The sequence below is a fragment of the Malaciobacter mytili LMG 24559 genome, assembly GCF_003346775.1.
In the GTDB taxonomy this organism is placed as follows: domain Bacteria; phylum Campylobacterota; class Campylobacteria; order Campylobacterales; family Arcobacteraceae; genus Malaciobacter; species Malaciobacter mytili.
Genome location: NZ_CP031219.1, coordinates 1813941 through 1837692 on the forward strand (window position 1 = coordinate 1813941; position 23752 = coordinate 1837692).

The window sequence follows — 23752 nt, forward strand, 5'->3', positions numbered from 1 at the left end:
GGCATAAAATTCGCCTATATAAGAAACGAAATTTTATTTTTTGTATTAACTCATCCTATTTATAAAATGGAGTTCGAGTATAACAAAGCTTTAATAAAATCACTATTAAATAATGCACATATGACCAATATAAATGATTTTAAATTTTTTGTAACAAATAAAATAGAAAAAAAGCAAGAAAAACCAAAAGAAAATGAGCTATATAAAGAGCGTTCTTATGGGATATTTAAAAACCATATCGAAAATAAAAAACTACATACCTTATTAGAAGAGATTAGAGACCTTATAAAAAACTCTTAAGAGTCTCTTCTCTTTTTTTATAATCACTACAATATTTATATACTAAATTCCAAAAATCTTTTGAATGATTTTTATATTTTATATGTGCCAATTCATGAATAACCACATACTCAATAACTTCTAAAGGAAACTTTACTAATAAAGTATTGAAATTTAAACCATTTTTAAAGTTACATGAGCCCCAAGTTCTTTTGTTTTTTCTATATTTTATAGAAGTTGGGAAAAGTTGCATAAGTTGTGAACACTCTTGTAAAATAGGCGGAATAATTTTTTTTGCTTCAAAGGCATAAAATTTATCTAAATCTCTATTATCTAAATTTTTATGTTTAACACCAAGATAATAAAATTCATCACTATTTAAAGGCTGTTTTGAAAAACTATTTAAATGTTTTTCTATCCAAGATGCTTTTCTTGCAATTAATTCTTTTGCATCAAAAATATCAAAATAATTATTAGCACGAATTTGTATCATTTTATTATTAACAATCCTTATGTAGCAGTTTTTAAGTCCTCTTTTTTTTTCTAATTTAACGGTTACTATTTTATTATTAATATTTGTTTCAAATTCCAAGCTATTCCTTAAGTTTTTTTTAGTTAAAATCCCACATTATATTACCCATATAATGTTAACATAATGAAAATTATTTAGAGGATAAAAGCAAATGAAAATTGCCCAAAGAATGGAGAACTTATCTCCGTCGGTAACAATGGCTATTACTGCTTTAGGGAGAGAACTAAAAGCACAAGGTAGAGACATTTTAAGTTTTAGTGCAGGGGAACCTGATTTTGATACACCAGAAATAATTAAATTAGCTGCTGTAAATGCTGTTAATGCTGGTCACACAAAGTATACGGCTGTAGAGGGTATCGTAACAACTAAACAAGCAATTATCAATAAACTAAAAAAAGACCATGGTCTAGAATATAATTTAGAGCATATTGTTATTAGTAATGGAGCAAAGCATTCATTATTTAATCTTTTTCAACTTTTATTAGATGAAGGAGATGAAGTTATTATTCCTGCTCCTTATTGGGTAACTTATCCAGAGCAAGTAAAATACTCAGGTGGAGTTCCAGTTTTTATTGATACAGATGATTCAACAGAATTTAAAATTTCAGCTGAACAATTAAAAGCTGCAATTACACCAAAAACAAAAGCTATTCTTTTAAATACACCTTCAAATCCAACTGGTGCTGTTTATACAAAAAAAGAGCTAACTGCTATTGGAAAAGTATTAGAAGGTACTGATATTTTAGTATTATCTGATGAAATGTATGAAAAAATCATTTTTGATGGAAAACCATTTACAGCAGCTGCATCTGTAAGTGAAGATATGTATCAAAGAACAGTTACTATCAATGGATTAAGTAAAGCAGTAGCTATGACAGGATGGAGATTTGGATATATTGCAACTCCAAAAATTGAAATCGTAAAAGCTATGATTAAGTTACAAGGTCAAGTAACTTCAAATATCAACTCTATTACTCAATATGCAGCAATTCCTGCATTAAATGGTGATGCAGATGCAGATATTGAAAAAATGAGAGTAGAATTTGAAAAAAGAAGAAATGTAGCTGTTAAAGCTATCAATGAGATAAAAGGTTTATCTTGTGTTAAACCTAAAGGTGCTTTTTATCTATTTATTAATATTAAAGAAATTACTAATAATTCAGTTACATTTTGTGAACAACTTCTTGAGCAAGAAGGTGTTGCTGTTGTTCCAGGACTTGCTTTTGGAATGGAAGGATACTTTAGATTCTCATTTGCAACAGACCTTGAAAGTATTGAAAAAGGAATTGCAAGAATCAAAAAATTCGTAGAAAAAAACTAATTCTATGACACTACAAAAAAAGGCTACGCTTATTTCTTCAAGCGTAGCTGCACTTTTAACACTAATCAAATTAATTATTGGTATTGCTAGTGGTTCAGTGGCAGTTTTGGCTTCTGCTATTGATTCTATTTTAGATATGTTTGTATCTATCTTTAACTATTTTGCTATTTCAAATGCTGAAAAACCAGCTGATAAAACATTTAATTATGGAAGAGGAAAGATTGAGGCATTAGCTTCTGTAATTGAAGGAACTATTATTACAATTTCAGGGCTGTTTTTATTATATCAAGCAGTAAAAAAAGCTCTTACAAATGAAGTATCACAATATTTAGATATTTCATTAATGGTAATGGGTATCTCTTTAGTTATTACTATTTCATTAGTTTTATATTTAAATTATGTGGCTAAAAAAACAAATAGTATGGTTATAAAAGCTGATGCACTACATTATAAAACAGATGTATATACAAATATTGCTGTTTTAATTTCACTTGTATTAGTAAATCTTACAGGATATGAAATAGTTGATATAATAGTTGGTGGGTTTATTGCTTTATTTATTATTTATTCAGCATATGAGCTTATAAGAGATGGTATTTTAATACTATTAGATAGAGCTGTTGAAGATGAAATAGTTTTAAAAATTGAAAAAATAATTAATTCAAATGAAAGAATAAATACCTATCATTTATTAAAAACAAGAGAAGCTGCAAATCAAACTTTTGTAGAAGTACATTTAGTATTTGATTGTCTAATTACACTTATGGAAGCACATAAAGTAAGTGATAAAATAGAAAATGAAATAAAAAAACTAGATGAAAAAAGAGACTGGGTTATAAATATTCATATGGATCCATATGATGATTTTAAATTAAATAAGGAGAAATAGTGAAAAAGATCTTACTTTCAATAATGATTATGTTTTCAACTATTTTTGCTGTAGATTTTAGTCAAGACACTTTATACAAAGCTGATATTGACTCACAAACAGCCTACAATTTACAGCAAAAAGGTGCAATTTTAATTGATGTTCGAACAAAAAGAGAGTTTGAATTTGCACATCCAAAAGATGCAATAAATATTCCAATTTTTTATGAAAAATTTGGACAAAGAGTTTTAAATAAAGATTTTGTGGAACAAGTAGATTATTTAGTTAAATCAAATATGGAAAAAGAAATAATCTTAATTTGTAGAAGTGGTTCTAGAACTAAATTTGCTGCTAATATTTTAGGTCAAGAAGGCTTTTCAAATATATATAATATAAAAAATGGTTTTGCTTATGACTGGAGCAAAACACAACTACCTATTTCAAAATAAAAGCAAGCCATAAGGCCTGCTTTTTTATGCTACTTGCCAAGTATTTGATACAAGATTAATAAGCTCACTATTATTTGTAACCTCTCGACGATTTGTTATATCAATACCATTATTATTGGCAAAAGAAGTCATATTTTGAATAAGTACTTCAATATCGCTATTTGTCAAATAGTTTCCATTTGATAATTCAAATCTTTCAATACGATTTTCAGATATTTTTTGATTTTTAACTATTATTCTATCCCAAGAATTATTAATTATTAAATCATTGTCATTCCAATGAAATATGATATTTTCATGCTTTACAGTATTTCCAAATAAAATTTTATCATTACCACTACTGTCAAAGATAGTATCTCTATCATCCCATCTTTCAAAGATATATGTATCATTTCCTTCTCCACCAGTTACAATATCATTTCCTGTACGAACTCTTGTTAATGAAGTTGAAATTACATCATCATTTGAAGTATCCATTATCTATCTTATTTCTTCTTGATTAAGTGTTGTTCCATTATCAATAATATTTTAGAATTCATATTTACAACTTTTTGTTTAAATTCTATTGAAATAAATTTTAAAGAATAATAAAATAAAATATTTGATTATTTAATATAGGATTGTTTAGTATTAGTAAAGTAGGAGAAATTCTCCTACTTTATTAGCTATTTCTAACAATATTAACCGCTTTTACTAAGTTTTCTAAACTTAATTTAACTTCTGGCCATTTTCTAGTTTTTAAGCCACAATCTGGATTTATCCATAATTGCTCTTTTGGTAGAACTTCAAGTAAAGCTTTTATTTGTTCAACCATCTCTTCTACACTAGGAACTCTAGGAGAGTGAATATCATAAATCCCAGGCCCTACTTCTTGCTTATATCCTACTTCTTTAAAAATTTTTAAAAGTCTATTTCCACTTCTTGCAGTTTCAATAGAAATAACATCAGCATCCATAGCTTCAATAGTTTTTATAATATCATTAAACTCACTATAACACATATGTGTATGTATTTGAGTATCAATTTTTGCACTACTAACACTTAATCTAAAATTTTCAACTGCCCATTTTTCATATATTTTAATATTTTCTTTTCTTAAAGGGTATCCTTCTTTAAATGCAGCTTCATCAACTTGAATCATCTTAATACCTGCATTTTGTAAATCATCAACCTCTTTTGATATTGCTAATGCTATTTGTTTAGCAACTTCATTTCTTGGTTTATCATCTCTAACAAAAGACCAATTTAATATTGTAACTGGTCCTGTTAGCATCCCTTTTACTACTTTAGAAGTTTTGCTTTGAGCAAAAGTTAGCCATTGTACACTCATAGGTTTTTGCCTACTTACATCACCAAAAATAAGAGGTGGTTTTACACATCTACTTCCATAAGATTGCACCCAAGCATTTTTTGTAAAGGCAAAACCTTCAAGTAATTCTCCAAAATATTCCACCATATCATTTCTTTCTGGCTCACCATGAACTAATACATCTAAACCAATACTCTCTTGAAAAGCTATACAATCACTTATATACTCTTTGATTTTTTCTTCATAAACTTCTTTTGAGATTATATTATTTTTAAAATCTCTTCTTACTTGGCGAATTTCTGCTGTTTGAGGAAAAGAACCAATAGTTGTAGTAGCTAAATTTTCATATTTGAAAAACTCTCTTTGAGCTTTGATTCTTTTTTCAAATTTCTCTTCTCTTTGTAATTTTGTAAGAGTTTTTAACTCCTCTTGCACAGTTTTATTATGAATTTTTAAAGAGTTTTTTCGTTTTTCATTGTCCTCTTCATTTCTTTTTATATAAGCTTTATCTTCTAAAGATAATTCTTCTTTAAAAAATATTTTTGAAACTATTTTTAACTCTTCAAGTTTTTCTCTTGCAAAACTTAGCCAAGATTTTATCTCTTTATCTAAAGCTGTTTCATACTCCAAAGAAAAAGGAACATGCAATAAAGAGCAAGAAGTAGATACTAAAATATTGTTTTTATCAATTGTAGTTGCTATTTTTTCTAAAAGTTCTACTTTTTTTCTTAGATTACTTTTCCAAATATTTCTTCCATCAATAATTCCTGCTATTAAAACTTTATTTGAAGTTTTTATCTCTTCTAAAACTTCAAAATTTTTCTCACCATAAATAAAGTCTAAGCCTATTGCCCAAATTGGAGTATTTACTAAAATTTTTGTTGCTTCATTTGAATGTTCAAAATAAGTTATCACTGCTATTTTTACTTTAGAAGATATTGAAGCTAATTTTTCATAAGTTGGCTTTAGTAAAGATAAAAGTTTTGGTTCTACATCTTTTACAAAAATTGGCTCTTCTAGTTGTAAAATTATCTCTTCATCTAAAGTGCTTATTTCTTCTAAAAGCTTTGCATACTCTTCTACAAGTCTATTAATATGCATAAAAACATCACTATTATCTACAGTTTTTGATAAAGCCAAATATGTTATTGGCCCTATTAAATTGATTTTTGGTGTTATTCCTAACTCTTTAGCCTCTTTATATTCTTGTATAATTTTTTTACTATTTAAAGTAAAATTACTCTGTTTTGAAAGTTCAGGAACAATATAGTGATAATTTGTATTAAACCATTTTGTCATTTGCATAGCAACAGCCTCTTTTGTTCCCCTTGCCATTGCAAAATATAATTCTTCATCTTTTAAATGCTGAAATCTTTTTGGTATTGCTCCAAATAAAATTGTAGTATCTAACATATTGTCATAATATGAAAAATCATTTGAAGAGATATATTGAACCTTTGTACTTTTTTGATAAGCCCAATGTCTTTTTTTTAACTCTTTTGATACAAATTCAACTTCTAAGAAGTCAATTTCACCCAACCAATACTGCTCTAAAACTTTTTTAAGTTCTCTTTTTTCTCCAATTCTTGGAAATCCTATTACATAATTTTTAGACATTACTCTATCCTTTTGTATTTTAATAATTTGTATGATTTTTATAGTTTTATTTATGGAAAATTAAAATAGTGGGGGATGAGTTCCTGTTCTTCTAAAGGCAAAGAAAGTACAATAGAAGGGACATCTTGGAATAAATTTAAATAGTGCGACTGCTAAACGTGTCTTTCTTCTAAAGACACAATCACAATGACAAGGTTTATTTGAAATTAAAGTAATAAGTGTTTCTTGTAAAAGTGTGGGAGGATCTTCCTCTTTTGCTTCTTCTTCATTACTAAAATTAAAATTTATGTGAGTTTTATATATAGTAGCAGCACTATGTAATTTTGGTGCAACAGCATATGCTAAAATTGAAGATAATGAAAAATATCTTTTACCAAAACCACGAGGTGTTCTCACAATACTACTCCTATTAAAATTTTAAGGATTATAACTAAAAAAAATTAAAAATATAAAGATTATTTATGTTTTTTTACAAAAAAGAGTAATTATTTACTCTTTTTTGCTTTTGCATTTGGAAGATCTGTAATAGTACCTTCATAAATCTCTGCTGCCATTCCAACAGATTCATGTAATGTAGGATGTGCATGAATTGTAAGAGCAATATCTTCTGCATCACAATCCATCTCTAAAGCAAGTGTAATTTCACCTAATAACTCCCCTGCATTATCTCCAACTAAAGCTCCACCTATTAAAGTATGGTCTTCTTTTTTGAAAATTAATTTAGTCATTCCATTTTCACTTACATCACTTGCAAGTGCTCTTCCTGAAGCAGACCAAGGGAAAGTTGCCACTTCATAATCAATTCCAGCTTCTTTAGCTTCTTTTTCAGTCATACCAACCCAAGCAATTTCTGGGAAGGTATAAGCAATAGAAGGGATAACTTTTGGTTCAAAATAGTGTTTTTTACCAGCAATTACTTCTGCTGCCACATGGGCTTCATGTACACCTTTATGAGCTAGCATTGGTTGCCCAACAATATCCCCAACTGCAAAGATATTATCTACATTTGTTCTCATTTGTTTATCAACTTCAATAATTCCCCAATTATTAACATTTACGCCAGCATTTTCTAAACCTAAAAGTTTACCATTTGCTGCTCTCCCAATTGCTACTAAAACAGCATCATAAACAACAGGTTCAGTTGAAACACCCTCACCTTCCATAGATACATAAATTCCATCTTCTTTTGCTTCAACTTTAGTAACTTTAGTATTTAACATAATATTAAATCTATCTTTATTTGCTTTTGTATAAGCTTTGATTACATCTTTATCAGCAACAGGAACCAATTGATCTTGCATTTCAACCACATCTATAGTTGAACCTAGTTTTTGATAAACTGTTCCCATTTCAAGCCCAATAATACCACCACCCATAATTAGTAGTTTTTTTGGAACTTCTTTTAGTCTTAAAGCATCAGTTGAATCCCAAATTCTAGGGTCATGATGAGGAATAAAAGGTAATTCTATTGGTCTTGAACCAGCTGCAATAATTGCATTGTCAAAATTTACAATAGTCTCTTCTTGCTCATTTTTAACAACTACACTATTTTTATTTAAAAAAGTAGCAACACCTTGAACTACTTTTACTTTTCTCATCTTAGCCATTGCACCTAAACCGTCAGTTAGTTTTTTAACTACACCGTTTTTATAATCTGCAATTTTTGCTAAATCAATTTGTGGTTTTGAAAAAACAACCCCATGATGAGAGATATGTTCACTCTCTTCAATAACTTTTGCCACATGTAAAAGAGCTTTTGAAGGAATACATCCAACATTTAAACATACACCACCTAAAGTATTGTGTTTTTCAACTAATACTACTTCAAACCCTAAATCTGCACTTCTAAAAGCAGCAGAGTACCCAGCAGGCCCTGCTCCTATAACTAAAACTTGTGCTTTAATCTCATTACTCATAATTTACCTCTTATAAAAGCAATAATCTAATATCGCTTAATAATGTTGCTAATGTTGTTGTAAACCTTGCTGCCTCTGCTCCATCAATAACCCTATGGTCATAAGATAATGATAATGGAAGCATTAATCTTGGTTCAAATTTCTCACCATCCCATTTTGGTTTTATTTCAGATTTAGATAATCCTAAAATAGCAACTTCTGGCGCATTAATAATTGGAGTAAATTTAGTTCCTCCTATACCACCAAGACTTGAGATTGTAAAACAAGCACCTTGCATATCTTCAAGTTTTAATTTTCCATCTCTTGCTTTTAGTGAAATCTCTTTTAATTCAGTTGATAACTCTTCAAAACCTTTTTTATCCACATTTTTAATAACAGGAACAACTAAACCATTTGGTGTATCAACTGCAACTGCAATATTGATATATTTTTTATAAATAATACTTTGTCCATCTGCACTTAATGATGAATTAAAGTTTGGATGTATTTGTAAAGCTTTTGCAACTGCTTTTAAAGCAAATACAAGTGGAGAAATTTTCACATCACTATTTTTCTTAGCAAAAACTGTATTTTGAGTTTTTCTAAACTCTTCAAGTTCTGTAATATCTGCTTCATCAAATTGAGTAACATGAGGTATTCCAACCCAGTTTCTATGTAAACTTGGACCTGATATTTTTTGAATTCTACTTAATTCAACAGTTTCTATTTCTCCAAATTTAGAAAAATCAATTGGTTTTAATTCAGGTAAATTAAATCCAAGAGAAGTACCATTTGAAGCTTGTGCAGCTGCTGGTTTTGAAAGTTGTTCTTTTATAAATAGTCTAACATCTTCTTTTAAGATTCTATTTTTTCTACCACTTCCTTTTACTTTAGCTAAATCAACACCAAACTCCCTTGCAATTCTTCTAACAGAAGGAGAAGCATAAACTTTTGAAGAAGCTGAAAACTCTTCATTGCTAACTTCAACAACTTTTGATTCCACTTTTTCTTCTACTTGTTCTTCTACTTTTAAAGAAGGGGCAGGCGTTTGTGCTTTAATTGTAGGTGCAACTTTAGTTTCAACTGCAACTTGTTTTTCAATTTTTGCTATTAAAGCTCCACTTTTTACTTTATCACCAGCATTAACTAAAAGTTCTTTTACTTTTCCATTAAAAGGTGCAGGAACATCCATTGTAGCTTTTTCTGTTTCTAAAGTGATAAGTCCATCTTCTTCATTTACCTCATCACCAACACTTACAATAATTTCAATAACATCAACTTCACCATCTTGTCCTAAATCAGGTACAAAAACATCTTCAATTTGTGTTACTAACTCTTGAGAAGCTGTTTTTTCAACTTCAACAGTTTCTTCTTTAACTTCTTGTTTTTCTACTGGCGCTTCTACTTCTTTTACTTCTTCTTTTGTTTCAACAGCAGGTGCTTCTTCTGCCCCTGCTTTTTTCATAGTACAAACTACTGTACCTTCTGTAATTTTATCACCAGCTTTAACATTTAATGACTCAATAGTTCCAGAAAAACTTGCTGGAATATCCATAGAGGCTTTTTCTGTTTCAACTACGATTATTGCCTCTTCTTCTTCAATAAAATCACCAACATTTACACAAATTTCTATAACTTCTACTGCATCTCCACCAACATCAGGTAGTTTGATTTCTTCTATACTCATTATTTCACCTTACGCTTTTAATGGGTTAATTTTTTCTGTATTTATATTAAATTTCTTAATTGTATCAATTAATACAGACTTATCTAGTTTTCCTTTCTCAACTAATTGAGAAATTGTTGTAAACACTATAAAATTAGCATCAACTTCAAAGTGTGCTCTTAAATTATCTCTACTATCAGATCTACCAAATCCATCAGTACCTAAAGTTTTATAGTTTCCTTTTACATAAGCTCTAATTTGCTCAGAATATAATTTCATATAATCTGTTGCAGAAACTACAATATTATTATCATTTTCACCTAAAACTTGAGTTATAAAAGGTACTTTATTCTCATCATTTGGATGTAACATATTATATCTTTCTACATCTTGTGCTTCTCTTGTTAATTCATTAAATGAAGTTACAGAGTAAACTTCTGAAGAAATACCATAATCATTTGCTAAAATTTGTGAAGCAGTTCTTACTTGCTCTAAAATAGAACCACAACCTAATAATTTTACATCAAAGTTATTTTTAGCTTCTGTAGTTTCTAATTTATAGATACCTTTAATAATACCCTCTTCTACACCTTTTGGCATTGCTGGTTGTTTATAGTTTTCATTCATTGTTGTTAAGTAATAGAAAATATTTTCTTGTTTTTCACCATACATTCTTTCTATACCATTTTGAACAATTACTGCTAATTCATATCCATAAGTTGGGTCATAAGAGATACAATTTGGAATTGTATTAGCTAAAATATGACTATGTCCATCTTGATGTTGTAAACCTTCTCCATTTAATGTAGTTCTTCCTGATGTTCCACCAACTAAGAAACCTCTTGCTTGTAAATCACCTGCTGCCCATGCCATATCTCCAATTCTTTGGAATCCAAACATTGAGTAGTAAATATAAAATGGAATCATTGGACAATCATTTACAGAATATGAAGTTGCTGCTGCTACCCATGAACCCATAGCACCTAACTCATTAATTCCTTCTTGAAGAACTTGTCCTTTTTTATCCTCTTTATAATATGCAACTTGGTCTCTATCTTGAGGAACATACTTTTGTCCTTCATGTGCATAAATACCAATTTGTCTAAACATACCTTCCATACCAAAAGTTCTAGCTTCATCAGGAACAATAGGAACAATTCTTTTTCCAATACCTTTATCTTTTACAAGTGCATTTAAGATTCTTACAAATACCATAGTTGTAGAAACTTCTCTATCACCACTTCCTTCTAAAATAGCTTCAAAAGCATTTAATGCAGGAATTTGAAGTTTTGCAGAGAACTCTTTTCTTCTTTGAGGAACATAACCACCTAAAGCTGCTCTTCTTTCTCTTAGATATTGCATCTCTTCACTATCTTCAGCAGGTTTATAATATGGTAAAGTTTTTAACTCTTCATCTGAAATTGGTATATCAAATCTATCTCTAAATTTTTTCAGTGTATCAAAATCAATCTTTTTAACACCATGAGCAATATTTTTACCTTCAGCTGCATCACCCATTCCATAACCTTTAACTGTCTTAGCTAAGATTACTGTTGGTCTTCCTTTAGTTTCATTTGCTCTTTTATATGCTGCATAAACTTTCACAGGGTCGTGTCCACCTCTATTTAATCTCCAGATTTCATCATCACCCATATTTGCAACTAATTCTTTTGTTTCTTCATATTTATTAAAGAAGTGCTCTCTTGTATAAGCTCCACCTTTTTGTTTATAGTTTTGGTATTCACCATCAACTGTTTCTTCCATAAGCTCTACAAGTTTACCTGTTTTATCTTTTTCTAATAAAGGATCCCAATATCTTCCCCAGATTACTTTTATAACTTCCCATCCAGCACCTCTAAAACCACCTTCAAGTTCTTGGATAATTTTTCCATTTCCTCTAACTGGTCCATCTAGTCTTTGTAAGTTACAATTGATTACGAAAATTAAGTTATCTAAACCTTCTCTTCCTGCTAGGTTAATTGCTCCAAGAGATTCTGGCTCATCACATTCACCATCTCCCATAAAACAATAGATTTTTTGTTTGCTACAATCTTTAATTCCTCTATCTGTTAGATATTTTAAAAATCTAGCTTGATAAATTGCTTGAATTGGTCCAAGTCCCATTGAAACAGTTGGGAATTGCCAATAATCAGGCATAAGTTTTGGGTGTGGATAAGAAGATAATCCTTTTCCATCAACTTCTTGTCTAAAGTTATCCATTTGTTCTTCAGTAATTCTACCTTCTACAAATGATCTTGCATAAATTCCAGGAGCTATGTGACCTTGGAAATAGATTAAATCTCCACCATCATTATCATTTGGTGCTTTAAAAAAGTGATTAAATCCCACATCATATAATGTTGCAGAAGATGCAAATGATGCAATATGTCCACCTAACTCTAAGTCTTTTTTAGAAGCTCTTAGAACCATTGTTTGTGCATTCCATCTAATAATTGATCTAATTTTTCTTTCTAATAATAAGTTTGCAGGCATTTTTGGTTCTTGATGCACAGGGATTGTATTTAAATATGCTGTTGTAGCTGTATATGGTAAGTGTGCACCATTTCTTCTAGCTTTTTCAATCAATTTTTCAAGTAAAAAGTGTGCTCTTTCTTTACCTTCTTCTTCAATAATTGTTTGAAGGGCATCAAGCCACTCTTGCGTTTCGCTAGGGTCAATATCTTTTAAATTTGTATCTGACATACATAACTCCTTTTTAAATTTTTTCGATTCTTAATATACGGTTAGCAAATAATATTAAAATAATACTCTAATTAACTTATTTAATTGTTATTTGAATAAAGTAGCACATAAATATAAGAAATCTTCTTCAAAAATGAAAAAAATTGGAAAAAAGTTTTCTTTTGTAAATTTAGTTACGGTTTTTTTTTAAGTTTATTTTTATATTGTAACTAAATTGCCCACTTTTCTTAAATATAATTAAGTTTTAGACTATATTTATGTAATTCTTATGTAATAACTAACCTATAAAATTAATTTTTGTTTAATTTTTTAGATTAAAGCGCTTATATTAATGCATTTCGCTTCAATAAAAGTTATAATTTTACCGAAAAAGAATTTATTAATTCATTGAAAACTTAAAAATTAAAAATAGTAGTTATGATTAAAAATAAAAAATTTAGATTGATTGTTTCTAATAAACAAAATGCAAAAGTTAATATGAGTATAGATAAAGCTTTAGCAAGTTGTTTTAAAGAAAATGACTTACCTATTTTGCGTCTTTATACTTGGGAAAACTCTTTTACTGTGGGTTTATCACAGAAATGTGAAGACTATAAAGAGTTTATAAATGAGTATAAAAACAACTGTGCCAAAAGAATTACTGGTGGTGGAGTTTTATTTCATGGACATGACTTATCATATAGTCTTGTTTTACCAAGTAATGATTTTGAAGGTTTAAGTGTAAAACAAAGTTATGAAAGAATTTGTCAGTTTCTTTTAACTTTTTATAAAAACTTAGGATTAGAAGCAGCTTTTGCAAAAGATTTACCAAGTGTACAACTTAGTAAACATGAATTTTGTCAAATAGGTTATGAAGCTTATGATATTTTAGTAAATGGTACTAAAATAGGTGGAAATGCTCAAAAAAGAGCAAAAAAAATGATATTTCAACATGGTTCTATTCCTATATATGGATTAAATAATAAAAAAAGAGTTGGAAGTAGTTTAGAAGAGTTTAATATAAATATGGACTTTGAAGAAGCTACAAAAAGAGTAATTGAAGCTTTTAAAGAAAGTTTTGATGTTGAGTTTTTAAACTCTTCTTTAAATAGTATAGAGAGTGAAAAACTTACAAAAATATTAGAGGAATAAGATGACAGCAGTACAAAAAGTAGATTTTAAAAAACCTCAATGGCTTAGAAAAAGATTAGTTCCTACAGCTCAAAAAGAGATGGAAGCATTACTTGGTGAACATGGATTGCATACTATTTGTCAAGAGGCAAAATGTCCAAATATTAGTGAATGTTATGCAAAGAAAAATGCTACATTTTTAATCCTTGGAAATATCTGTACTAGAAGATGTACTTACTGTAATGTTCATACAGGTAAACCAACAGAAGTTGATTTAACTGAGATTGATGGAGTTACAACTTCTGTATTAAAACTTGGATTAAAATTTGTTGTTATTACAAGCCCAGCAAGGGATGACTTAGAAGATGGTGGAGCAAACCAATTTTATAGAGTAACTAAAAATATAATTGAAAAGTCTCCAGGAACACAAGTGGAGATTTTAATACCTGATTTTAAAGCAAATGAAGAGTCTTTACAAAAAGTTGTAGATAGTGGTGCAGTAATTATTGGACATAATGTAGAAACTGTTCCTTCACTATATCACATAAGAAGAAATGCTTCTTATGAAAGATCATTATATGTGTTAAAAAGATTAAAAGAGCTAGGAAAAGATAAAATCAAAACAAAAAGTGCTCTTATGGTAGGACTTGGAGAAACAGAAGAAGAGATGGTACAAGTATTTAAAGACCTAATTGCAGTAGGATGTAAATTCTTAAGTATAGGTCAATATCTTGCTCCATCTGGAGATTATGAAAAAGTTGTTGAGTTCGTAAAACCAGAACAGTTTGCAAGATATAAACAACTTGCTTTAGATTTAGGGTTTGAGTTTGTACATAGTACTCCGTACGCAAGAAGTTCATACTTAGCCCATGAATATTTATCAAATAATAAAAATATATGAAAGGATTATACTTGAAAAATAGAGTTGGAATAATTGGTGTAGGAAATGTTGGTGCAACATTAGCTTTTAATTTAGCTTCAAAAAATATTTGTAATGAGATTGTTTTAAAAGATTTAAGAGAAAATATTGTTGAGGCTATGGCGTTAGATATTTCACAAGCTGCAAATGCTGCTAAATCAAAAACTATTGTTAAATTTGCTCATAATGCAGAAGAGTTTTGTGATTGTAATGTTATTGTAATTACTGCGGGAATCCCTAGAAAACCTGGTATGAGTAGAGATGATTTACTTTTAACAAATGCGAAAATCATGACTTCTGTTATGAATGATATAACAAAATATAACCCAAATGCAATTTATATTATTGTATCAAATCCACTTGATGCTATGGTTTACACTGCACTAAAAGCTGCAAATTTAGATAAAAATAAAGTATTGGGAATGGCTGGTATTTTAGATAGTGCTAGAATGAGTCACTTTATTCAAGAAAAACTTGGATATGCAGAAGGTGAAATTGAAGCTTCTGTTATGGGTGGACATGGAGATGATATGGTTCCATTGGCAAATTATTCAACAGTTTCAGGAAAACCTTTAGATAAAGTTTTAAATAATGATGAAATTGAAGAAATTATTACTAAAACTAGACACGGTGGAGCACAAATTGTAAAATTACTTGAAACAGGTTCAGCTTACTATGCACCTGCATATTCAACTTCATTAATGGTTGAAGCCATTTTAAATGATAATAAAAAAGTTTATCCTTGTGCAGTTATGTTAGAGGGTGAATATGGATATGAAAATATCGTTGCAGGTGTACCTGTAAGACTTGGTAAAAATGGTGTAGAAGAAGTAATTGAACTTAAACTAGATGAAAAACAAAATGCTGAATTTGCAAAATCTATAGCTTCTGTAAAAGAGTTAGTAAATACTTTAGAAGAAAAATTCTTCGCTTAATAAAAGTTACACTTTAAGTGTAGCTTTTATAGATCAAAAGAGATAAGAAACTCTAAACCTCTTAATTCTTTATTTTTATATATAAAATTTTTATTTTTACAAGTAATTGAAGAATTTCTAAACTCTCTATTTAAAATAGTTTTTATCATATACAGCCCTATTCCTGAAGCTTTATCGCCTTTTGTTGTAAATTTATAATCAAAAATCTTTTTTAAATATTCATTGTTTATTCCACCTGCATTGTCTTTAATAAGAAAATAAAATTTATTTTCTTCAACAAAAGAATCAATAAAAATATAGTTTTTCTCATTATTTGTATTATCAATAGCATCTATTGAATTATTCATTAAAATTAGGACTATTTGAATAAATAATTGTTTATAAGAAAAGATTGATTTATTATAATTTTCCATAACTAATTCAATATTACTATTTTTCAATTTGGATGAGAGTAAAAATGAGGCATTATTAAATATCTCTTCCATTAAAAAGTTTTCTTTTTCATTTTTGTTATTAAAAAAGCATTTAAAAGTATTAATAACTGAATTTAGATATTTTGCACTTTTTTCTATATACTCAATACAAAGCATATAGTCTTCATCACTTAAAGAATCTAACTCATTTTTTAATTTTATACCACTTGTAGTTGTAAGTATCAAAGAGATTGGAGTTTTCCATTGATGTAAAATATCTTCTATCATCTCTCCAAGTTGAATATACTTTTCTAAGTCTTTATTTAAAAGTATATTTCTATCTGAATAGATATTTTCTATATTTTTTATAATTAATAAATATAAATTTTTATCATTCTTATCTATATATAAAGTAGGTAAACATTTAGAAAGCATAACATCACCACTTTTCTTTTTATACTTTAAAATAATACTGCTATTTGGCTCATTTGTAATTTCAATGAATTTTTCATTTAATTCATCTACATTATTTATACTTTCATCAATTTTCCAAATTTTTTTATATAAAATTTCTTCTTTTTTATATTCAAGCATTTGACAAAGCATTTTATTTGCATAAAGAATATCACCATATTCATCTACACATAAACAACCATAAGATAAATCATCTATTAAAATAGGTAAAGAATTAATAATTTTTTTCATAATTTTTTCCTTTTATCAATTGTAGCTTAAAAAAACTTAATTAAAATAATATTTATTATTATATTTTGTATTTTTTTACAGATTTGTACATTTTGATACATTTTTTTATTATTTTAAATTATTTATTTACCTATTTTTTTTAGTATACTTCAAAGAGAAATCTTTTTTTGATAATTTCTTAATATATATATCTTAAAACAAATGATTTTTCTATCCTTTTTTAAAATTTAATAGAATACTTTTTTATAATTAAAGTTTTATTCTTTTTATTTATATTTAAAAATAAACAAAAACTTCTATTTTATCAAATAATAAAAAATTATTTTTAATATAAATTTTTTTTAAAACATATATATTACTACACAATTAAAAGTTTATCAGATATTACCATAGGGTATTATTAAATATTACCTAATAGTAATATTATTCCCTTAAAATTATTAAGGAGACAGATGTTTATTTCTGAATTTACAGAAGAAGAATCTGAAAAATTTCATCAAAATATTTCAAAAAATATAAGAAAAATAAGAAAAGAAAAAAAACTAACTCAACTAGATGTCAGTTTAGCTCTTGGCTTTTCTAATCCTTCATTTATAACAAATGCTGAATCAGAAAAATCAAAAAAAAAATTTAATCTAAATCAACTATATAAACTCTCAATAATATTTAATGTGGACATTTGTGAATTTTTTAGAAAATAGCTATATTATTAGGAATTAACACATTTTTAGATAAACTGTAAGATATAAATAAAACTATATTTTTTTACCTTATAAGGAAATCTTAAAAATACATGGCACTAATAGACCTACAAAACATAAATAAACAATACGATACAAAAGTAATATTAAAAGATGTAAATTTTACATTAACACCCGGTCAAAGGATTGCTGTTATCGGGCAAAATGGGCAAGGAAAATCAACTTTATTAAAAGTAATTACAGGAGAAGTTGAGCCTGATATTGGAGAAAAATCAATTGATAAATCAGTAAAAATAGAGATGCTTGCACAACAACCAAAATTTGAAGCAAATCTTACTGTAAGACAAGCAATTGAAAAACAATTAACAGAACTAAATCAAGCAAGAACAAGATATGAAGAGCTAACACATCAGCTTGCAACTGACTATGAAAATGAAGATTTATTAAGAGAACAAAGTGAATTAGCAACATTTATTGACTTTCACAATGCTTGGGACTTAGACAATATGATAGAAAGAGTTCTAAAAGAGTTTAAGCTTAAAGAGTTTGAAAACAAAGATGTAAACTTACTTAGTGGGGGTGAGCAAAGAAGAGTAAGCTTAGCTGGACTTTTACTTAAAAAACCTGATATTTTACTTTTAGATGAGCCTACAAACCACCTTGATGTTTATATGGTAGAGTTTTTAGAAAGTCTTTTAATCAAAAATAACTTTACATTACTATTTATTTCTCATGATAGATATTTTATTGATAATATTGCTACAAGTATAGTAGAAATAGAAGATGGAACACTTAGAAAATTTAATGGTGGATATAGTGATTATCTAAGACAAAAAGAGGAGATTTTAGCCTCTATGCAAAAAGACCATGAAAATCTTTTAAGGCTTGTAAAAAGAGAAGCTCATTGGATGCAAAGAGGAATTACAGCAAGAAGAAAAAGAAATGAAAGAAGAAAAGCTGAATACTTTGAATTAAAGAAAAAAGCAAAAACAAATCCTGCTCAAATAAAAAAGATGACAGTAGAACTACAAAGGGAACAAAAGTCTTTTAATAATACAACAGGTGAAACTAAAAATAAAAGAAAAATGCTTTTTGAACTTGATAAAATCACTAAATCTTTAGGAGATAAGCTTTTAATAAAAGATTTTACTGTTAGAATCTTACAAAAAGATGTGATTGCAATTGTTGGGCCAAATGGTACAGGTAAATCAACAATGCTAAAGCTTTTCACAGAAAAACTAAAAATTGATTCAGGAAACTTTAAAAAAGGAGACTTTTCAATTGGATATTTTGACCAACATAGAGAAATGCTAGATGATTCAAAAACGCTGATTGAAACTTTTTGTCCAAATGGTGGAGATAGAGTAGTTTTAGATGATGGAAGAAATATGCATGTTTTTGGGTATTTGAAAAATTTTTTATTTCCAAAAGAGTATTTAGATAAAAAAGTAGGTGTTTTAAGTGGAGGAGAAAAAAACAGAGTTGCTTTAGCTCTTTTATTTACAAAAAACTACGATTGTCTAATTTTAGATGAGCCTACAAATGATTTAGATATTCCTACAATTAATATTCTTGAAGAGTACTTACAAAACTTCCAAGGTGCACTTATATTTGTAAGCCACGATAGATACTTTGTAGATAAAATTGCAACTAAACTTTTTGTATTTAAAGGTATTAATGGGATAGTTGAAGAGAGTTTTCAACCATATACTGAATATCTAGAAATAGAAAAAGAGATAAAAGATCTTATGGAATTTGAAAAAGAGTTAGAAAAAGAGACTAATAACTCAAACAATGAAAAGAAACAGCAAAAAAAACAAACTAAATTAAGCTATAAAGACCAAAGACAATACGATAGCTTACCAGAAGAAATAGAAAAACTTGAAGAAAAAATAGAAGAATTAAGAGCTTGCTTAGCAAATCCTGCTTGTTATGAAATAAGAGGAATAGTGGCAACTTCTAAGGAACTTGAAGAGGTAGAAGCTATATATGAGACTAAAGTAGAAAGGTTCTTAGAACTAGAAGAGTTAATAGAAAGCTTTAATGCATAAATGGCTATAATTAGATAAAAAATAAGGATTTATATGAGTTTAAAAGAGCAATTAAAAGAAGATTTAAAAGATGCAATGAGAGCAAAAGATTTAGTAAAAAGAGACTCTATTAGAGCTATAAATACAATGATTAAACAAGTTGAAGTTGATGAAAGAAAAGATTTAAATGATGAAGACATTTTAAAGCTAATTCAAAAAGGTATTAAACAAAGAGAAGAAGCAGCAGTTCAATACAAAGATGCAAATAGAGAAGACCTTGAAAGTAAAGAATTAGAGCAAGTTGAAGTATTTAGAAGTTATTTACCAAAACAATTATCAGATGAAGAACTAGAAAATGCAATGAAAGAAATCATTACTGAAGTTGGTGCATCATCAGTTAAAGATATGGGAAAAGTAATGGGTGTTGCTACTAAGAAATTTGCAGGTGTTGCAGATGGAAAAAGAATTAATGAAATGGTAAAAAAATTACTAGCTTAATATAAATAAGGAAGATTATGCCTGCGGATATAAAAGATATAGCAAAAGATACAATTAGAAATCTTTTTGCAAAAAATATACTTCCTACACCAAATGAATATCATAAAGAGTTTTGCAATGTTGCAAAAACATATGACTTAAATATAAAAGAGTGTAAACAATTTAAAGAACTAATAAGTAAATTAAATGAAGAAGAACAAAAAGAGATAAAAGATAAAAATATCACTACTTTTGAAGATATGATACCTATTTTATTAAATAGAGTAGCAACAAAAAATCTTAAAACTTTAACTTCTTTATTTCAAGAATCAGTAACACCTTCAATTTCTATTGGATTAGATGAAAGCTTAACAAAATTCTCTGTAAAAATCGGAAATTCTCCTGCATTACTTTTTGAAGAAGATATTCAAAAAGAGATGCAAAGTTTTATTACAAAAAGGTTTGAAGCAGACCAAAAAATAGTAAAACAAAAAACTGCAGAAATTGCAAAACTTGTAACACTAATGGGACAATATTTAAATGATGCAATTTCTAGTAGTGGAAATAGTGGAGATGAAGTTTCTAGTATAAAAGATGAAATAAAAGCTATAAATCTAACTGAAAATGGACTTGAAGAGCTTACAAACTTACAAAGCAAACTTATAAGTGCGGCTATGTCTATTGAAAATGAAATGCATCAAGTAGAAGAAAAACTATCTTCTGGTAAAACTCATGTGGAAGAGCTTGAAGCAAAAGTTAAAAAGCTTGAAGAAGAGCTTGATAAATCAAAAAAAGAGAGTATAAAAGACCACTTAACTGGTGTTCTTACAAGAAAAGCTTTTGAATATGAAGCAAATAAAGTTGAAAAAAACTATGAAAGAAATAGCACACAATATGCAATAGTATTTTTTGATATAGACCATTTTAAAGCTATAAATGATACATATGGACATGCAGGTGGAGATATGATACTTTCAACTTTTGGGAAAATCTTAAGTAAATATACTAGAGAATTAGATATTGTAGGAAGATATGGTGGTGAAGAGTTTGTTGCAATAATTCACTTTAACCTAAAAAGAGAACTTCTAAAATACCTAAAAAGAATAAAAAGTATTGTTACAGAAAATAATTTTGTTTATGGGAAATATAAAATAAGAATAACTTTCTCAGCTGGAGTTACTATTAGAAATGACCATACTTCATTTGATAGTGCTTTACAAAAGGCAGATATGCTTCTATATGAAGCAAAAGAAGCTGGAAGAAATAAGATTATATTAGAAGACCATACAATAATATAAATAAGTAAATTACTTATTTATATTTTGATACATTCCTTAACATTTTTTGAAATAATTAAAAAATAATATATTTTTCCATTGTTATCCCCATTTTTTTTTACTAAAATAGTTCTGAGAAAAATCCAAATGAGCTAGAATGAAAAAAACAAAATTCTATATAAAAATAAGGCCTACAATATCTTTTATATTGATTGCACTTATTAGTTCAGTAATTGTTGTAACTCTTTCTTTAAATTACTACTTTTCTAAGGAACTTGCCTTTAGTGCCACAAAGGAGAAATTTGACCAAATTTCTCAAAAAGTTGAACAAAAAGTTAAAGAAACAGATAAAAGAAATAATGACATTATCTCTATCTTTGAACTGTATAAAGCCTCTGAAGAAACTGCTTTAAAAAATAAAAGACATCCCCTCCTTCCACTTTTAACTACCACTTTAAATAATAATCCTTATATTTATGCTTTATATGTGGGAAATAAAAATGGAAATTTTTATGAGGTAATAAATCTTGAAATTAGTAAAAAACTAGAAGAAAAATATAAAAAACAAAAAGATGAAAGATGGCTTATTATTAAAATATATGAGGAAGAGGGAAAAAGAGTTCAATATGAAGAGTTTTTAAATAAAAATCTTGAACAAGTAAGAAGTATAAAAAAAGAAGCAATTTATAATCCAAGTTTAAGACCTTGGTTTCTTGAAGCACTTAAAAATAATGATATTATAAAAACAAAACCATATATGTACATAAATTTAGAAGCTAAAGGGATAACTTACGCTAAAGCTATAAAAAATAGCAATAGTGTCTTTGGGATTGATATTTCTTTGGAAAGTATTAATAATTTTCTAAGTAATCAAGTAGATTCAAAAAGTCAATTATTTTTATTTAAAAATACTCAAGAGTTAATTGCTTCTATAAATTATAGCTTTAAAAAGAATGAAAATCCAAATTTATTCCCTTATAAAGAGATTTTAAAAGTTTTAAATAAACAAAAAGTTCTAAAAGAAAATATTATAAAAATTGATAATATAGAATATTTTTTATATTTTTCAAAAATTGATTCAAAATATAGTGAAAAGGAGGATTTAGTAATCTTAACTCCTATTGAAAATATTATGTATTCTTTTACAAAAAAAATATATTACTCTTTTTTTATAACTATTGTGATTTTAACTTTTACCATACCTTTAATTTGGTATTCAACAAAAATCTTGGTTAATCCTATTCATAAACTAGCAAAAGAAAATGAAAAAATCATAAATAGAAATTTTGAGAAAGTAGAAAATATCAATACCAATATAAAAGAGCTACATGAGTTATCTAATTCTTTAGTTAATATGTCAAATTCTTTAAAAGAGTATGAAAATAAACAAAAAGAGCTTATGGATTCTTTTATAAAACTTCTTGCAAATGCTATTGATGCGAAGTCAAAATATACAGGAGGACATTGTGAAAGAGTACCTATTTTAACAATGCTTTTAGCAAAAAAAGCAAGTGAGTGTAAAGAGGGAATATTTAAAGAATTTGAATTAAAAAATGAAGAAGAAAAAAGAGAATTAAGTGTTGCTGCATGGTTGCATGACTGTGGAAAAATAACTACACCTGAATATGTAGTAGATAAAGCTACAAAGTTAGAAACAATTTATAATAGAATTCATGAAATAAGAACAAGATTTGAAGTAATACATAGAGATATTACTATTAAAATGTATGAAAATATTTTAAATGGGGCTAATGAAACTAAAGAAAAACAAAAAGCAAAACTAGAACAAGAAGAGTTAATAAAAGAGTTTGAAGCTATTGCAAAGGCAAATATTGGCTCTGAGTTTATGACCGATGAAGATATAGAAAAAATAAAAGAGATTTCAAAAAGAACTTGGATAAGAAATTTTGATAATACAATAGGTTTATCAAATGAAGAAAAACAAAGATTAGTATCTATTCAAACACCAAAAATAGAAAATCTTTTAAGTGATAAACTTGAGCATCTTATAAAAAGAGATCCTTCACAAATAAAAGAGTATGATAAATATAATTTTAAAATAGAAGTACCTGAATATTTATATAATTTAGGAGAGATATATAACCTTACTATAAAAAAGGGGACTTTAAATACTGAAGAGAGATTTAAGATTAATGAACATATGGCTATGACTATCATTATGTTAGAACAGCTTCCTTTTCCTGAAGGATTAAAAAAAGTTCCAGAATATGCAGGTGCTCACCATGAAACACTAATAGGCACAGGTTATCCTAGAAAATTAACAAAAGAACAAATGTCAATTCCAGCTAGAATAATGGCAGTTGCAGATATTTTTGAAGCACTAACAGCTTCAGATAGACCATATAAAGATGCAAAAACTTTAAGCGAGTCAATTAAAATCTTAAACTTTATGGCAAAAGATAAACATATAGATGAAGATATTTTTAAACTATTTTTAACTTCAGGGGCATATAAAGAGTATGCTTTAAAATATCTAAAAAAAGAACAAATTGATGAAGTTGATATTTCAAAATATATTTGAAATA

The 23752-nt window shown here is 27.7% G+C and carries 20 protein-coding genes; 12 read left to right on the forward strand and 8 right to left on the reverse strand.

Annotated features, from left to right (window positions below):
• The first annotated feature begins 66 nt into the window (after positions 1-66).
• Positions 67-300: a hypothetical protein gene (locus AMYT_RS15080; protein ID WP_228197853.1), complete on the forward strand. Its 234-nt coding sequence runs from the start codon at positions 67-69 to the stop codon at positions 298-300.
• Here the strand turns inward: AMYT_RS15080 and AMYT_RS08945 are convergent.
• Complete coding sequence (locus AMYT_RS08945) at positions 284-772, reverse strand: M48 family metallopeptidase (RefSeq protein ID WP_265936022.1); 489 nt, start codon at positions 770-772, stop codon at positions 284-286. The genes AMYT_RS15080 and AMYT_RS08945 overlap by 17 nt on opposite strands.
• Before the next feature lie 190 nt (positions 773-962).
• Here AMYT_RS08945 and AMYT_RS08950 point away from each other — a divergent pair, with 190 nt between their 5' ends.
• Genes AMYT_RS08950 through AMYT_RS08960 form a run of 3 tightly spaced genes read left to right on the forward strand, consistent with a single transcriptional unit; the run spans position 963 to position 3449 of the window.
• On the forward strand, positions 963-2132 hold the full coding sequence (locus AMYT_RS08950; RefSeq protein WP_114842207.1) for a pyridoxal phosphate-dependent aminotransferase: 1170 nt from the start codon (positions 963-965) through the stop codon (positions 2130-2132).
• Positions 2133-2136: 4 nt separating this feature from the next.
• On the forward strand, positions 2137-3021 hold the full coding sequence (locus tag AMYT_RS08955; protein ID WP_114842208.1) for a cation diffusion facilitator family transporter: 885 nt from the start codon (positions 2137-2139) through the stop codon (positions 3019-3021).
• Positions 3021-3449 carry a rhodanese-like domain-containing protein gene (locus AMYT_RS08960; RefSeq protein WP_114842209.1) on the forward strand — a complete coding sequence of 143 codons (429 nt, stop codon included), beginning with the start codon at positions 3021-3023 and terminating at the stop codon, positions 3447-3449. The genes AMYT_RS08955 and AMYT_RS08960 overlap by 1 nt, the downstream gene beginning before the upstream one ends.
• 24 nt (positions 3450-3473) lie before the next feature.
• Here AMYT_RS08960 and AMYT_RS08965 read toward each other — a convergent pair whose 3' ends face one another.
• The 6 genes from AMYT_RS08965 to aceE all read right to left on the reverse strand — a co-directional run bounded on the left by AMYT_RS08965 (position 3474) and on the right by aceE (position 12639).
• Positions 3474-3926 carry a hypothetical protein gene (locus AMYT_RS08965; protein WP_114842210.1) on the reverse strand — a complete coding sequence of 151 codons (453 nt, stop codon included), beginning with the start codon at positions 3924-3926 and terminating at the stop codon, positions 3474-3476.
• Positions 3927-4110: 184 nt separating this feature from the next.
• Entirely contained in the window at positions 4111-6375 is a 2265-nt protein-coding gene (gene metE / locus AMYT_RS08970; protein ID WP_114842211.1) for a 5-methyltetrahydropteroyltriglutamate--homocysteine S-methyltransferase, read from the reverse strand.
• A 60-nt stretch (positions 6376-6435) separates the two neighbouring features.
• Complete coding sequence (locus AMYT_RS08975; protein ID WP_114842212.1) at positions 6436-6771, reverse strand: hypothetical protein; 336 nt, start codon at positions 6769-6771, stop codon at positions 6436-6438.
• An 89-nt stretch (positions 6772-6860) separates the two neighbouring features.
• Positions 6861-8291: a dihydrolipoyl dehydrogenase gene (gene lpdA / locus AMYT_RS08980; protein ID WP_114842213.1), complete on the reverse strand. Its 1431-nt coding sequence runs from the start codon at positions 8289-8291 to the stop codon at positions 6861-6863.
• A 10-nt stretch (positions 8292-8301) separates the two neighbouring features.
• A complete protein-coding gene (gene aceF / locus AMYT_RS08985) occupies positions 8302-9957 on the reverse strand; it encodes a dihydrolipoyllysine-residue acetyltransferase (RefSeq protein WP_228197854.1) in 1656 nt (551 codons plus the stop codon).
• A 9-nt stretch (positions 9958-9966) separates the two neighbouring features.
• Positions 9967-12639, reverse strand: coding sequence for a pyruvate dehydrogenase (acetyl-transferring), homodimeric type (gene aceE, locus AMYT_RS08990; protein ID WP_114842215.1), 2673 nt, complete (start codon positions 12637-12639; stop codon positions 9967-9969).
• A gap of 417 nt (positions 12640-13056) precedes the next feature.
• On the opposite strand from aceE, the gene AMYT_RS08995 reads away from it, so the two are divergent.
• Genes AMYT_RS08995 through AMYT_RS09005 form a run of 3 tightly spaced genes read left to right on the forward strand, consistent with a single transcriptional unit; the run spans position 13057 to position 15603 of the window.
• On the forward strand, positions 13057-13770 hold the full coding sequence (locus AMYT_RS08995; protein WP_114842216.1) for a lipoate--protein ligase family protein: 714 nt from the start codon (positions 13057-13059) through the stop codon (positions 13768-13770).
• A gap of 1 nt (position 13771) precedes the next feature.
• Complete coding sequence (gene lipA, locus AMYT_RS09000; protein WP_114842217.1) at positions 13772-14650, forward strand: lipoyl synthase; 879 nt, start codon at positions 13772-13774, stop codon at positions 14648-14650.
• An 11-nt stretch (positions 14651-14661) separates the two neighbouring features.
• Entirely contained in the window at positions 14662-15603 is a 942-nt protein-coding gene (locus AMYT_RS09005) for a malate dehydrogenase (RefSeq protein WP_114842218.1), read from the forward strand.
• A gap of 26 nt (positions 15604-15629) precedes the next feature.
• Here AMYT_RS09005 and AMYT_RS09010 read toward each other — a convergent pair whose 3' ends face one another.
• Positions 15630-16721 (reverse strand): sensor histidine kinase, encoded by a 1092-nt coding sequence (locus AMYT_RS09010; protein WP_114842219.1) that lies wholly within the window; start codon positions 16719-16721, stop codon positions 15630-15632.
• A 452-nt stretch (positions 16722-17173) separates the two neighbouring features.
• On the opposite strand from AMYT_RS09010, the gene AMYT_RS09015 reads away from it, so the two are divergent.
• From AMYT_RS09015 to AMYT_RS09035, 5 genes are all read left to right on the forward strand, one after another.
• The gene (locus AMYT_RS09015) at positions 17174-17422 is read left to right on the forward strand and encodes a helix-turn-helix domain-containing protein (RefSeq protein ID WP_114842220.1); all 249 of its coding nucleotides are present in this window, start codon (positions 17174-17176) and stop codon (positions 17420-17422) included.
• A 92-nt stretch (positions 17423-17514) separates the two neighbouring features.
• Entirely contained in the window at positions 17515-19473 is a 1959-nt protein-coding gene (abc-f, locus tag AMYT_RS09020) for a ribosomal protection-like ABC-F family protein (protein WP_114842221.1), read from the forward strand.
• 33 nt (positions 19474-19506) lie between these two features.
• The gene (locus AMYT_RS09025; protein WP_114842222.1) at positions 19507-19950 is read left to right on the forward strand and encodes a GatB/YqeY domain-containing protein; all 444 of its coding nucleotides are present in this window, start codon (positions 19507-19509) and stop codon (positions 19948-19950) included.
• A 17-nt stretch (positions 19951-19967) separates the two neighbouring features.
• On the forward strand, positions 19968-21227 hold the full coding sequence (locus tag AMYT_RS09030) for a GGDEF domain-containing protein (protein ID WP_114842223.1): 1260 nt from the start codon (positions 19968-19970) through the stop codon (positions 21225-21227).
• Positions 21228-21363: 136 nt separating this feature from the next.
• Entirely contained in the window at positions 21364-23748 is a 2385-nt protein-coding gene (locus AMYT_RS09035; protein ID WP_114842224.1) for an HD domain-containing phosphohydrolase, read from the forward strand.
• Positions 23749-23752 lie beyond the last annotated feature (4 nt).